Genomic DNA, 13,448 nt, shown 5'->3' on the forward strand with positions numbered 1-13,448 from the left:
TGTATTAGGCACGCCGCCAGCGTTCGTCCTGAGCCAGGATCAAACTCTCCGAAGAAAATTTGTGACTCATAAATGTTGCTGACTTAAAAATTTAAAACGTTTGGTACGCTTTTGGTTTTGTTTAGTTTTCAAAGAACTTTTTGTGTCGTTTCATCTCGAAGCGACCTAATCAGTATATCACTCTAAAGCCCATTAAGTCAATAACATTTTGTAAATGTTTTTTTGCTAAACTCGCTTATGTAGTGGCTTTCTTACTGACTTTTAGAATTATATCAGCATTCTTTTAAATAAGCAATAAAAAAAGAGCAAAAAATTGCTCTTATAATATTTCTTCTATATATAGCTGTCTGTATTCTTTTAGAGCAATCATTTCCCCGCTGTCCTGAAGCTTCACAAGAGGTCTTGCAGGCTGGTGATCTTCTATAAATACAATTTCTGCTGTTCGCCCATCAGACAGCCTGACGATTGTCCCGCTGCTGAATGTCAGCAGTCCTTTTTTCAATGAATTAAGAGCTGAGAGGTCAAATCTGCCAAACTCATCTTCCATCAGCTGCTCAAGAACGTGAAATGGAGACTGCCGGTCTCTGTACGGCCTGCTGCTGACCATAGCCTGATAGGCGTGGGCAAGCGCTGCAATCCTCCCGTAAGGATGAAGCTGGTCTCCTTTAGTGCCGAGGGGATACCCGCTTCCGTCCATTCGTTCATGATGCTGCAGGACGCCGATCTTGACAGCTTCTTTTAAGGATACAATGTTTTTGAGCATTTTATAGCTGTGTACAGGATGCTGTTTGATTTCGTCAAATTCTTTTGCGGTCAGAGCTCTTTTTTTCTGAATAAACCCCTGATCAAGCTTAGTCAGTCCGCAGTCGCAAAGCAGTCCTGTCATTGCAATCTGAATCACGTCACCGTGCGGAAAGCCTGAAGATTTGGCGAGGCTTGCGCTAAGAAGCGCCGCTGATACAGATTGATGGTAGAGATAGTCTTCTTCTCCTGAATATCCGGTTGTTTTAAACACTTCTGACGGGTGTTGCAGGATATGTTCCACAGCAGGAATCAGAAGATTTCTAACCTTTGAGATGTCAACTGAAGCACCTGAATGCCAGTCCGCATACAGTTTTTTAAAGCCATGGACAGCAGCATGGTAGACAGTCCCAAACGAGGTAACAGACTTGTCCGCCGGAACGTTTTTGTCCTGCTCGGTCTCGCTGGATGATTCTATATCTACTGTCTCTATTAAAAACGCATTCAAAACATCGATCAGTTCCCGTTTAAGGACAGTATGTTTCCGCATAAGCGGTTTACCCGATGCTGAAAGAACATCCTTCAGCAAGATGTTCCCCTCATTTATCTGATTGATATGGACCCTCACATGAATCCCTCCCAACCTGATTATAACCCAATCTTTTTAGAAGGATATGGATTTATTGAATAAAAAAGACAGAAAAAAAGTACAGCTTAAGCTGTACTTTTCCTCCTTATTCTTCAGTGCCTGTTGGATCTTCCGTCGGTGCTTCAGATTCAGGATCCTGAGTCTGTTCCTCTGTCAGATCCTCTTCAGGTTCCAGTTCTTCTTTTTCCACTACCGCTACTGTTGCAACGTGTTCTTCGTCACCAAGCTTAATCAGCTTGACGCCCTGTGTGTTTCGTCCCGTTGTCGAGATGCTGTCAATGGCCATCCGGATCAGAACGCCGCTTGCTGTAATCAGCATCAGGTCCTCTTCTCCTGTTGAAGGCTTAACAGATATGACAGTACCGTTCTTTTCAGTTACATTACATGTTTTAATCCCTTTTCCGCCGCGGCTTTGCACGCGGTATTCAGCTGCAGGCGTCCGCTTGCCGAATCCGTTTCGCGTGACAGTCAGAACGTCTGCGTCCTCTTCCAGGATCTCCATGCCGACAACTTCGTCATCCGCATCAAGCGTAATGCCTTTTACACCTGTAGCCGTCCGGCCCATTGAGCGGACGTCTGTTTCAGGGAAGCGAATCAGCATTCCCTTTTTCGTTCCGATCATGATGTGTTTCGTTCCGTCCGTCAGCCTTACCGAAATCAGCTCATCTGCTTCGCGCAGATTGACAGCAATCAGGCCGCCTTTTCTGATGTTGGCAAATTGAGAAAGGGGAGACCGTTTTGAGATTCCTTCTTTCGTTGTGAAGAAGAGTGACCAGTCATCTGCAAATTCCGAAACAGGAATGATGGCATTCACCCATTCACCTTTTTCAATCTCAAGCAGGTTAATGATCGGCAGACCTTTTGCCGTTCTTCCGTACTCAGGAATCTCGTAGCCTTTTGCACGGTAAACCTTTCCTTTGTTCGTAAAGAACAGAATCGTGTCGTGGGTTGAGGTTGTGAGCAGATGTTCGACGAAATCATCTTCATTCGTGCCCATTCCCTGAATCCCCCGTCCGCCCCTTCTCTGGCTTCGGTATGTGGAGATTGGAAGTCTCTTTATATAGCCGTTATGCGTGAGCGTAATCACGATGTTCTCAACAGGAATTAAGTCTTCGTCTTCAATCATTTCGATGCCGCCGGTTACAATCTCCGTACGGCGCACATCATTGAAGCGCTCCTTAATTTCTTCCAGCTCCTCGCGGATGATTTCAAGAACTTTCTCATCATCTGCAAGAATCGCCTTCAGTTCTGCGATCAGTTTAACAAGACTCTGGTATTCTTCTTCAATCTTTTCGCGCTCAAGTCCTGTTAAGCGCTGAAGACGCATGTCAAGAATAGCCTGTGCCTGTTTTTCAGAAAGAGAGAAGTTGTCCATCAATCCCTGTTTGGCGATATCTGTTGTCTGTGATGCACGGATAAGAGCAATCACTTCATCCAGATGATCAAGTGCAATCCGGAGTCCTTCAAGAATATGCGCACGCGCTTCCGCTTTGCGCAGCTCAAAGGCTGTGCGGCGGCGGATAATCACCTTTTGATGGTCCAGATAATAGACAAGGAACTGCTTCAGGTTCAGAACCTGAGGCTGTCCTCCTACAAGAGCAAGCATGTTGATGCCGAAGCTTGTCTGAAGAGCCGTCTGTTTAAAAAGATTGTTCAAAAGGACATTTGAATTTGCATCTTTACGGACTTCAATGACAATACGCATGCCGTTTCGGTCGGATTCGTCCCTTAAGTCAGTGATGCCTTCGATCTTTTTGTCGCGGACAAGCTCTGCAATTTTCTCGATCAGCTTCGCTTTGTTCACCTGGTAAGGAAGCTCTTTAACGATAATGACTTCCTTGCCTGACGCTTTTTGTTCAATTTCAACTTTTGCTCTGATGGTGATCGATCCCCGGCCGGTCTCATACGCTTTGCGAATGCCGCTTCTGCCGATAATCTGTCCTGCAGTAGGGAAGTCCGGGCCCGGAATGATTTCCATAAGCTCCTGTATGCTGACTTCCGGATCTTTGCTGACAGCAAGCACCCCGTCGATGACTTCTCCAAGCTGATGAGGCGGAATGTTTGTCGCCATGCCGACAGCAATCCCCGCTGCTCCGTTTACCAGAAGATTAGGGAACCTTGAAGGAAGCACGACAGGTTCACGTTCAGACCCGTCATAGTTGTCCTGATAATCGATGGTGTCTTTGTTAATATCGCGGAGAAGCTCCATCGCGATCTTCGACATGCGGGCTTCTGTATAACGCATCGCTGCTGCACCGTCACCGTCAACTGAACCAAAGTTCCCGTGACCGTCGACAAGCATATAGCGGAAGTTGAAATCCTGTGCCATCCGGACCATAGAGTCGTAAACGGCGCTGTCGCCGTGCGGATGATACTTCCCGATTACTTCACCGACGATACGCGCAGACTTTTTGAACGGTTTGTCCGATGTCATGCCAAGGTCATTCATCGCGTAGAGAATCCGGCGGTGAACAGGCTTCAGGCCGTCACGAACGTCCGGAAGAGCGCGCGAAACGATAACGCTCATCGCATAATCGAGAAAAGAAGAACGCATCTCGTGACTGATATTAATCTCTTTCACGTTAGGTGTTTTGTTTTCTTCCATGAGTTGAACCTCCCTAATCTATCTAGCTCCATAAAAAACGGGAGTTAAAAGTTTTTGTAATGATGTTCTTGCTGAAATATATAAGATCTTAAATATGTAAGTCTTTCCGATAATTGAATAATAGCCTACTCTCCATTATATCAATAAACCTATGACATTACACGTCAATTTCATAGAAATATCCCGAAAAACCGAATAATCCCTGCCTTTTCGGCAGGGATCACAGTTCTTTTACTCTTATTTTTCAAATAAGGCGGGCCTTGCTCAAAACCTCTGCTCCAGCCCTTAGTTTTTCACTGATTTTTTGCGTGCAATCATTGCGACCGCTGCAGAGGCTAAGATAAATCCGAATACAGCCCACATAATGACACTGCTGTTTGACTGGCTCATGCCGCCCAAGCCTGTTTTCGGCATGTCAGAAGGCTTTTGTCCTTCAAACTTTTCAGGGAACTGGTCCGTAATGGCACCTGACAGGGCCTGGCCTACTCCGAACATGTGCGAATACGCAACATGGATATTTTCATAGGCTGCAGGGTAGTCTTTTCCTGTGTAGCTGTTAAATGCCGCAAGAAGCTGGTCAACATGCTCTTTGAGACCCGCCTCGAGGTCAGCCGCTTTCAGTCTGCCTTCTGTTGCAGCGTCAAGGAATGCCGCCTGTTCTGCACGGTATGCATCAAGCTCCGCTACCGCTTCTTCCTTCCCGGCTTCATTGTTTTCGGCAGTTGCTGTCACATAGTCAACAAAGTAGCCGATGTGGCTGCTCCAGATTTCTTTAAACTGCGCAGCTCCTTCAGCACCGTAGACAGATTCAACAGCCGCTGTCAGATCATCTGTGTTTTCGTTCAGTGCTGCCGCCGCCGCATCAAAGTCTTTTGCTCCGTCAATTCCTTTTTGCATTGTCAATGCCGCCAATGCTGCATGTTCAGAAAATACTTGATTTAGATTTGCGCGCAAGTCAGCAGCAGGTGTGTCAGGAGATGTATTTTCAAATTTCTCAGGGAACTGGTCAGTGATGGCCCATGAAAGACCTTTACCCACTCCAAACATATGGTGCATCGATTCTGTTACATCATCATATGCTTTATCATACTCGCCCGCTCTGTAGCTTTCAAAAGCCCCGATCAGCTGGTCAACGTGAACTTTAAGACCTGCTTCAAGATCTGCTGCTTTCAGGCGGCCTTCTGTTGCTGTATCGAGAAACTTCGCTTGTTCTGCACGGTATTCGTCAAGTTCAGCGAGTGCCTGTTTTCTGCCTTCTTCATTGTTTTCAGCTGTTGCCGTTACATAGTCCACGAAATAGCCGATGTGGCTGCTCCAAATCTCTTTGAATTGATTTCCGGCTTCTTCACCATAAACAGATCCGACAGCTGCCGATAAATCTTCTGTATTCTTATTAAGCTGTCCTGCAGCTGCTTCAAAATCTTCTTTGCCGTCAATGCCTTTTTGCATCGCGACTACTGCTAAGTATGCATGCTCTGAGAGGATCGCATCAAGTGATGCCCGAAGATCAATGGCAGGGTTTGATACTTCTGCTGATGCCATGCCGCTGTGGCTTCCGCCGTGGCTGCCTCCGTGATCTTCTGCGTTCACTGTTCCAAAAGCCGGAATCAGCAGGGAAAAACTGAGTGGTACAGCAATCAGTGCTTTTTTCATCTTCATGTTATTCTCTCCTTTTATTTATGTTTATTTGACGTTTACATCATGACTAACGGAGAGAATTTAAGCATGGATCACTTATTTTTTAAAAAAATTAAAAAACATCCTGCCCGGATGTTTTTTAAGGAACTTAATAATACGGATAGTACGGGTACGGCGGATAATATGGATAAGGATATCCGTAGCCGTAGCCCGGCGACAGCAGCGCTCCTGTCGCAAGACCGCCGACAAACCCTGTTGCAAACGGAAAACCGAAGCCCGGTCTCCCGAAGCCGAATCCAGGTCTTCCAAATCCGAAGCCTGGTCTTCCAAAGCCAAAGCCCGGTCTCCCGAAGCCTCCTCCAAATCCGAATGGACGCCTCATGTCATATTGCTGATTATTCATTTTCACGCCTCCTGCTTAGATAAGTTGCCTACTTTCTTTACAAAGATATGCAGGGACATGTGAAATGTAGTGGGCTATGACGGAATTTCAGACAAAAAGAAAAGGCAAAGCCGGGATCCGGTTTGCCTTTTTGAACTTAGATATCAAGGTTTTTAACATACTGGGCGTTGCCTTCGATAAAGTTCCGGCGGGGTTCGACTTTGTCGCCCATCAGAATATCAAAGGTTTCATCTGCTTCCATCGCATCTTCAAGAGTAACCTGAAGGAATGTCCGCGTGTTCGGATCCATCGTTGTCTCCCAAAGCTGCTCAGGATTCATCTCGCCAAGACCTTTGTAGCGCTGAATTCCAGGCTTAGGAGTTGCAGGCAGTTCTGCCATAAGCTTCTCCATCTCTCTGTCATTGTACGCATATTCAATCCGTTTTCCCTGCTGCACCTTGTAAAGCGGCGGCTGGGCAATGTAGACAAATCCGCTTTCGATGATCTGTCTCATGTAGCGGTAGAAAAACGTCAGTAGCAGTGTGCGGATATGGGCTCCGTCAACGTCTGCATCTGTCATGATAATGATTTTATGATAGCGGGCTTTTGAGATATCAAAGTCTTCCGCAATTCCTGTTCCGAGTGCCGTAATAATGGTCCGGATCTCATTGTTGGAAAGGATTTTATCAAGACGTGCTTTTTCTACGTTGATGATTTTTCCTCTAAGCGGCAGAATCGCCTGGAAATGACGGTCGCGCCCCTGTTTTGCAGAACCGCCGGCAGAGTCACCCTCAACGACGTAGAGTTCTGAGATGGACGGGTCTTTAGACGAACAGTCGGCAAGTTTCCCAGGCAGGTTGGAGATCTCAAGCGCACTTTTACGGCGCGTCAGCTCGCGCGCTTTTTTGGCTGCAAGACGCGCTCTTGATGCCATAACCCCTTTTTCAACAATTTTCTTTGCTGTTGAAGGATTCTCAAGCAGGAACTTTTCAAACGCATCTGCAAAGACATTATCCGTTACAGTCCGCGTTTCTGAGTTGCCGAGCTTCGTCTTCGTCTGGCCCTCAAACTGCGGGTCCGGATGTTTAACAGAAATAATGGCTGTCAAACCTTCGCGCACATCGTCACCTGTAAGGTTGGCATCATTGTCTTTAAAAGCGCCGCTTTTGCGGGCATAGTCATTGATAACGCGTGTAAGAGCCGTTTTAAATCCAGCTTCATGCGTTCCGCCTTCATAAGTGTGAATATTGTTGGCGAACGAATAAATGTTGCTTGTATAGGAATCATTGTACTGAAGGGCAACCTCGACTGTAATGCCGTCCTTTTCACCTTCCATGTAGACAGGCTCCTCATGGATGACTTCTCTTGTGCGGTTTAAATGCTCAACATAGGATTTAATGCCGCCTTCGTACAGATATTCTTTTTTGCGTTTCGTTTCACGTTTGTCTTCAATTGTGATTTTAATATTGCGGTTTAAGAAGGCAAGCTCTCTTAAACGGTTTGCAAGCGTGTCAAAATCATATTCTGTCGTCTCAGTGAAAATTTCCGGATCGGGGACAAAGTGAGTGGTTGTTCCGGTTACTTCTGTTTCGCCGATCACTGACAGGTCAGCAGCAGGCACACCGCGCTCAAACTTCTGATAATGAATTTTGCCGTCGCGGTAAACAGTGACTTCAAGATACGTAGACAGGGCATTTACGACAGATGCACCTACGCCGTGAAGACCGCCTGAGACCTTGTATCCGCCGCCGCCGAATTTTCCTCCGGCATGAAGCACCGTCATAATCACTTCAACTGCAGGACGTCCCATTTTTTCATGGATTCCAACCGGAATTCCGCGGCCGTTGTCTTTTACGGTAATGCTGTTGTCTTCTTCAACGATAATATTAATCTCATCGCAGTAGCCTGCAAGAGCTTCATCGATACTGTTATCGACAATCTCCCAGACCAGATGGTGGAGACCTTTCACCGCAGTTGAGCCAATATACATTCCGGGACGTTTCCGGACAGCCTCTAAGCCTTCTAGTACTTGTATCTGGTTTTCATCATATGATTGCTGTTCCATTTGTTTTTGTTCCATCGCCACTATGATCACCTACACTTTTCTTAAGGGCTTATAGATTGGGTTCAGAACGTTCATTCTGCCGTCTCTATGTCAAATGAGAATTTTGCACGTTTTTTCAGCGTGCCTGAAGCAAGAGGAGAAAAATAAACCTTGTCTGTCGTCACAACAATCGACTTTGTTTCGCCATTTGCAAGCTTTACCGGCTGATTCTGCTGCTTTTCCAAAAATTCAGTGACAATTCCGGACGTCTTTGACGATTGATGATCAATAATCATGACGACTTCCTTTGAAGGAATCACGAAATTGTCTCCCAAGTGGATATACATGAAAAACCACCTCTCTCACTTAAGTAAGCGTGCCTTTTGAAACGCGGTACGTTGTTGCTTCCTTCAGCGTCTTATGGTCAATGCCTTCAACGCTTGTCGTCGTGACAAACGTCTGCACTTTCCCCTGAATTGTATTTAATAAATGCGATTGCCTGTAATCATCAAGTTCAGATAAAACATCATCAAGAAGAAGAATCGGATACTCGCCGATTTCTTCGTGAATCAGATCGATTTCTGCAAGTTTCAGCGAGAGAGCGGTTGTCCGCTGCTGTCCCTGGGAGCCGAACGTCTGAACGTCCCGCCCGTTCACAAAGAAAAGAAGATCATCTCTGTGCGGACCGGCAAGTGTTGCTCCGCGCTCAATTTCTTTTTCTTTTATTTTATCAAACTTCTCTTCATATCCTTCTATCATTTTCGACAAACTTGAGGCTTCTGATACATCAGCGGAGGCTTTATACTCAATCGTCAGTGTTTCAAGCCCCCTGCTGATACCCTCATGGACCGGCTGAGCCCATTTCTGGAGCTTGCCGAGAAACTCCATTCGCTTTTTCACTACTTTTGCAGCGGATTCTGCAAGCTGCGAAGTCAGCACATCAAGCATCGTCCGGTCTGTCTGCCTCTTCATCTGCAGCTGTTTTAAATACTGATTCCGCTGCAGCATGACTTTTTGAAATTTATTTAAATCATGAAGATAGACAGGCGAAACCTGTCCGATTTCCATATCGATAAAGCGTCTTCTGACCTGTGGGCTGCCTTTTACAAGGTTAAGGTCTTCGGGAGCAAACATGATCACGTTCATCGCTCCGACATACTGGCTTAATTTCTGCTGCTCAATGTGGTTCAGCTTCGCTTTTTTTCCTTTTTTTGAAATGACGAGCTGCATGGGCACAGAACCGTTTTGTTTTTCTGCTCTGCCTTCTATTTTAGCATATTCCTCGTCCCAGTAGATAAGATCTTTGTCATTTGACGTGCGGTGGGATTTGGCCATGGCCAGGACATAGATCGCTTCCATCACATTCGTTTTTCCCTGGGCATTCTCCCCGAGGATGACATTGACCTTGTTTTCAAACTCCGCAGTCAGTTCTTTATAGTTGCGGTAGTTACGCAGGGACAGTTCTTTGATAAACAAATCCGTTCACCAACTTTAAGTTGTGTATTTCACATCTTGAAACATTCAGCTTTTAACGATAAATGTTCCGAAATCAGGAATATCAACAAGATCTCCGTCATAAAGTTTTTTGCCGCGGCGGTTCTCTGGCTCCCCGTTTACAAATATCGCATATTCCTGAAGAAACCATTTTGCCATGCCGCCGGTCTGAATCACATCAGCCAATTTTAAAAATTGGCCCAGTGCTATATATTCTGTATCTATTTTAACAGGTTTTCTGGACATTCCGGATCGCCTTCTTTCTAAAATCTCTAACACTTTATTTTACTAAATATACTGGCCATACCACAATAGGCAGCTGTCTGTTCTTTTTAAAGAAAATCATGTCTTTTCTGCGCGGACACCATTCGTGACAAAAGTCCTCCCTGGCCGGGTTAAGACTTCAGCTAAAAAAAGAAAGCTGCCGGCAGACCGCCGGCAGCTTGTGTCATTAATACGTTCTGACAGGGAGAATCAGCTGAAGGATGGAATCGTCATTTGGAGTGCGAATCAAAAACGGTCTCATCGCACCTGTAAAGCTGATGCTGATTTCTGTTCCCTCAAGTGCCTTTAATGCATCCATCATATATTTTGCACTGAAAGAAATTTTTAATTCTTCTCCTGAGAGTTCCTGTGTCTGCACTTCCTCGATAACTTTTCCGATTTCCGGAGTATTCGAAGAAACTTCGACAATTCCGTCTTCAAGCGTAGAGAACTTTACAACGTTGTTTCTGCCTTCTTTTGCAAGAAGAGATGCGCGGTCGATGGCCTGAAGAAAATCTTTTGTATTCAGAACCATTTCTGTTTTGCTTTCAGAAGGAATCAGCCTCGTTGTATCAGGATAGTTTCCGTCAAGAAGTCTTGAGAAGAACAGCAGGTTTTCCGCTTTGAAAAGCACCTGGCTTTCTGTGATCACGATTTCGATTTCTTCACTTGTATCAGCAAGAATTTTGCTCAATTCATTTAAACTTTTTCCGGGAATGACAACATTGTAGGAAGTGTCAGCTTCCATTTCAATCTTCGCCTTGCGGAGGGCAAGACGGTGGCTGTCTGTTGCGATGCAGATCAGCTCTTTATTTTCAAGCTTCCAGTTAACACCTGTCAAAATCGGGCGTGTTTCGGAAGTTGAAACAGAAAAAACGGTTTGTCTGATCATCGTTTTTAAAAGATCTGTCGGAACTTTGAAGCTGTTGTGCTCCTCCACTTGAGGAAGATGCGGATATTCCTCTGCATCCAGTCCATTTAAGTTGAACTCTGCTTTGCCTGAACGGATGACTGTCATGTGATGGCCATGAACCTCCATCTCCACAGAATCCTTAGGAAGTTTTTTAACGATTTCACTGAAGAAACGGGCCTGAAGGACGATGCTGCCTGCCTGCTTGATTTCTGCAATCTCTTTTCCGTTTTCCTCTGTAGGAATGAAAGACTCAATCGAGATATCAGAATCACTTCCTGTAAGAGTGACTCCTTCTTCTGTTGCCACAATTTTAATTCCCGTCAGGATTGGAATAGTCGTTCTGGACGAAACAGCTTTCATGACATCCTGTACGCTTTGAACAAGACGGTCTTTTTGAATGACGAATTTCATTAGGGTAAATCCTCCTTTTTTTCGTACGGTGGAATATTTCTTCTGGTGACTTAATATATATATATTTTAAAGAAAAAAATAGTAGAAGTACTAGTAGGGCCTGTTGATATGTGTATAACTCTGTTGAAGAAAGGAAACACAGCCTATCCACATGTGGACAGACTGTGTATGAATCGTATTGGGTTATTCACATTATCCCGGATGCTCTATTTTATTTTGAGATGATTTTTCCTGGTTTATGCTGCTTGAGAGAGAGCTAGTTCTTCAGCATGCTCTCTATTTCTTTCAGCTGTTTAACAAGCTGATCATCAGCCTGAAGGAGCTTGGAGATTTTCTCATGGGCATGAATGACGGTTGTATGGTCGCGGCCTCCGAATTCCTCGCCGATCTTCGGAAGAGAGGAATCAGTCAGTTCCCGTGACAGATACATCGCGATCTGCCTTGGAAACGCGACGGATTTTGTTCGTTTTTTTGCTTTAAAATCCTCAAGCTTCACGCTGAAATGCTGGCCTACCATGCGCTGAATATCCGCAATGGTGATCATTTTCGGCTTTGAGCTCGGGATGATGTCTTTTAAAGCTTCTGCAGCAAGATCTGCATTTATGTCTTTATTGATAAGGGATGAATAAGCAACAACCCGAATAAGTGCGCCTTCAAGTTCACGAATGTTGGAATCAATTTGATTGGCGATATAAAGCATGACTTCATTAGGGATATCAAGGCCCTCAGCCTTTGCTTTTTTTCTGAGAATCGCAATACGCGTCTCAAGATCCGGAGGGGTAATGTCCGTAATCAGTCCCCATTCAAATCTGGATCTGAGGCGGTCTTCTAGTGTCGGTATTTCCTTTGGAGGACGGTCGCTGGAAATGACAATCTGCTTGCTTTCTTCATGCAGGGTGTTAAACGTATGGAAAAACTCCTCCTGCGTCTGTTCTTTTCCGGCAAGAAACTGAATATCATCTATAAGCAAAACGTCAACGCTACGGTATTTGTTGCGGAAATCTTTCGCCTTGTTATCACGGATGCTGTTAATGAATTCGTTCGTGAATTTCTCTGAGGACAGGTAAACGACCTTTGCATTTGGTTTATGATCAATGACATAATGGCCGATTGCATGCATAAGATGCGTTTTTCCAAGTCCTACTCCCCCATAGATAAACAGCGGATTGTAGGCTTTTGCAGGCGCTTCTGCCACGGCAAGCGACGCTGCGTGGGCAAACCTGTTGCCTGAACCGATAACGAATGTATCGAACGTATATTTTGGATTCAACATATTTTGAGGCAGCTCGATCTGCTCTTCGTCCTTTGCCACCTGCTTAATCGGTGATTTCGGCATAAAATCTGCTTCGTTCTGATTTTGGGGAATAATGAACTTGATCAGCAGCTCCTCGCCTGTCAGTTCATAAATGGTATTGGCAATTAAATGCAGATACCGTGATTCCAGCCAGTCGCGTGCAAATTCATTAGGAGCCGTAATCGTCAGCGTGTCTCCTTTAAGTGCATGGGCCTTCGTCGATTTCAGCCACGTTTCAAAGCTTGGCTTGCTGAGTTTTTTTTCAATTTCAGACAGCGCCTTGCTCCACAGCTCATCAATATTCTCCATATGAGGCATCTCCCTCCTTCTTTTAAAAAGTAACGTGTATATGTTTTGTACAACCATTCATAGGCGTGCGAATAAATATACAAAAAGGACAAAATGTGCATAAATATATAATATAGTAGTAAAACATCTTTTCGACATAAACCATCACGTGTGGACAAGTTTTTTAACAGGGTGTTTATAATCTTTCCACATGTTATCCACAATGTGTGGATAATTGATTTTATACCGTTTGATATTCAGAGTGAAAACACAAATATAATATCAAATTAAACGAAGCGGCGCAATGGTTTTGAAAAACTTATCCACATACCTGCTTTCCTGTTGAGAAAAATTGTCCACATCTGTTTGTTCTGTGAGAAACCTGTCGATAACAGGTGTGGATAAAAAAATATGTCGAAAAAATTGTGCACAGGCCGGCATCGCGGGGGAAATTGGACAGGCTGCAGAAGGTGTTTAAGTCTCCAGAATTGTTTATGGCTTTAGTACTTGAATAGAGCAGAAATCCATTGGACTGCAGCGGAAGGGAAAGGGAACAGTTTGTCATGCGGGAAGGAATGTTTTACTTACATAAACAATTCTCCAGTGGACTGAAGTGGAAGGTACTTGACTCCTGCGGGATGAAGAGTGCACGGGAGATCCCGCAAGCGCAGCTGAGGAAGCTCCCGGCGCTCCCCGCGGAAAGCAAGTGACTGGAGCGAAAGGGA

Annotated in this window: 10 protein-coding genes; all 10 read right to left on the reverse strand. The window is 45.0% G+C overall.

Translation table 11 applies throughout. From position 1 onward, the window contains the following. Positions 1-319 precede the first annotated feature (319 nt). On the reverse strand, positions 320-1,369 hold the full coding sequence (locus tag ACTSEZ_RS14260) for an HD-GYP domain-containing protein (protein ID WP_369734839.1): 1,050 nt from the start codon (positions 1,367-1,369) through the stop codon (positions 320-322). Between the two features lie 106 nt (positions 1,370-1,475). Further along, complete coding sequence (gene gyrA, locus ACTSEZ_RS14265; RefSeq protein ID WP_369734840.1) at positions 1,476-3,995, reverse strand: DNA gyrase subunit A; 2,520 nt, start codon at positions 3,993-3,995, stop codon at positions 1,476-1,478. A gap of 285 nt (positions 3,996-4,280) precedes the next feature. Continuing rightward, positions 4,281-5,654 (reverse strand): copper amine oxidase, encoded by a 1,374-nt coding sequence (locus ACTSEZ_RS14270; protein ID WP_369734842.1) that lies wholly within the window; start codon positions 5,652-5,654, stop codon positions 4,281-4,283. A gap of 127 nt (positions 5,655-5,781) precedes the next feature. Then, the gene (ymaG, locus tag ACTSEZ_RS14275) at positions 5,782-6,036 is read right to left on the reverse strand and encodes an inner spore coat protein YmaG (protein ID WP_203289294.1); all 255 of its coding nucleotides are present in this window, start codon (positions 6,034-6,036) and stop codon (positions 5,782-5,784) included. A gap of 136 nt (positions 6,037-6,172) precedes the next feature. Next, entirely contained in the window at positions 6,173-8,095 is a 1,923-nt protein-coding gene (gene gyrB, locus ACTSEZ_RS14280) for a DNA topoisomerase (ATP-hydrolyzing) subunit B (RefSeq protein ID WP_369734844.1), read from the reverse strand. Between the two features lie 56 nt (positions 8,096-8,151). After that, on the reverse strand, positions 8,152-8,406 hold the full coding sequence (gene remB, locus ACTSEZ_RS14285; protein ID WP_369734846.1) for an extracellular matrix regulator RemB: 255 nt from the start codon (positions 8,404-8,406) through the stop codon (positions 8,152-8,154). Between the two features lie 19 nt (positions 8,407-8,425). Then, on the reverse strand, positions 8,426-9,535 hold the full coding sequence (gene recF / locus ACTSEZ_RS14290; RefSeq protein WP_369734847.1) for a DNA replication/repair protein RecF: 1,110 nt from the start codon (positions 9,533-9,535) through the stop codon (positions 8,426-8,428). A gap of 45 nt (positions 9,536-9,580) precedes the next feature. Then, entirely contained in the window at positions 9,581-9,799 is a 219-nt protein-coding gene (gene yaaA / locus ACTSEZ_RS14295; protein ID WP_029282910.1) for a S4 domain-containing protein YaaA, read from the reverse strand. A 205-nt stretch (positions 9,800-10,004) separates the two neighbouring features. After that, on the reverse strand, positions 10,005-11,141 hold the full coding sequence (gene dnaN, locus ACTSEZ_RS14300) for a DNA polymerase III subunit beta (protein ID WP_029282912.1): 1,137 nt from the start codon (positions 11,139-11,141) through the stop codon (positions 10,005-10,007). 256 nt (positions 11,142-11,397) lie between these two features. Continuing rightward, complete coding sequence (gene dnaA / locus ACTSEZ_RS14305) at positions 11,398-12,744, reverse strand: chromosomal replication initiator protein DnaA (RefSeq protein ID WP_029282914.1); 1,347 nt, start codon at positions 12,742-12,744, stop codon at positions 11,398-11,400. Positions 12,745-13,448: the final 704 nt, after the last annotated feature.

This window comes from Metabacillus mesotrionivorans (assembly GCF_052171315.1).
Taxonomy (GTDB): Bacteria; Bacillota; Bacilli; order Bacillales; family Bacillaceae; genus Bacillus_P.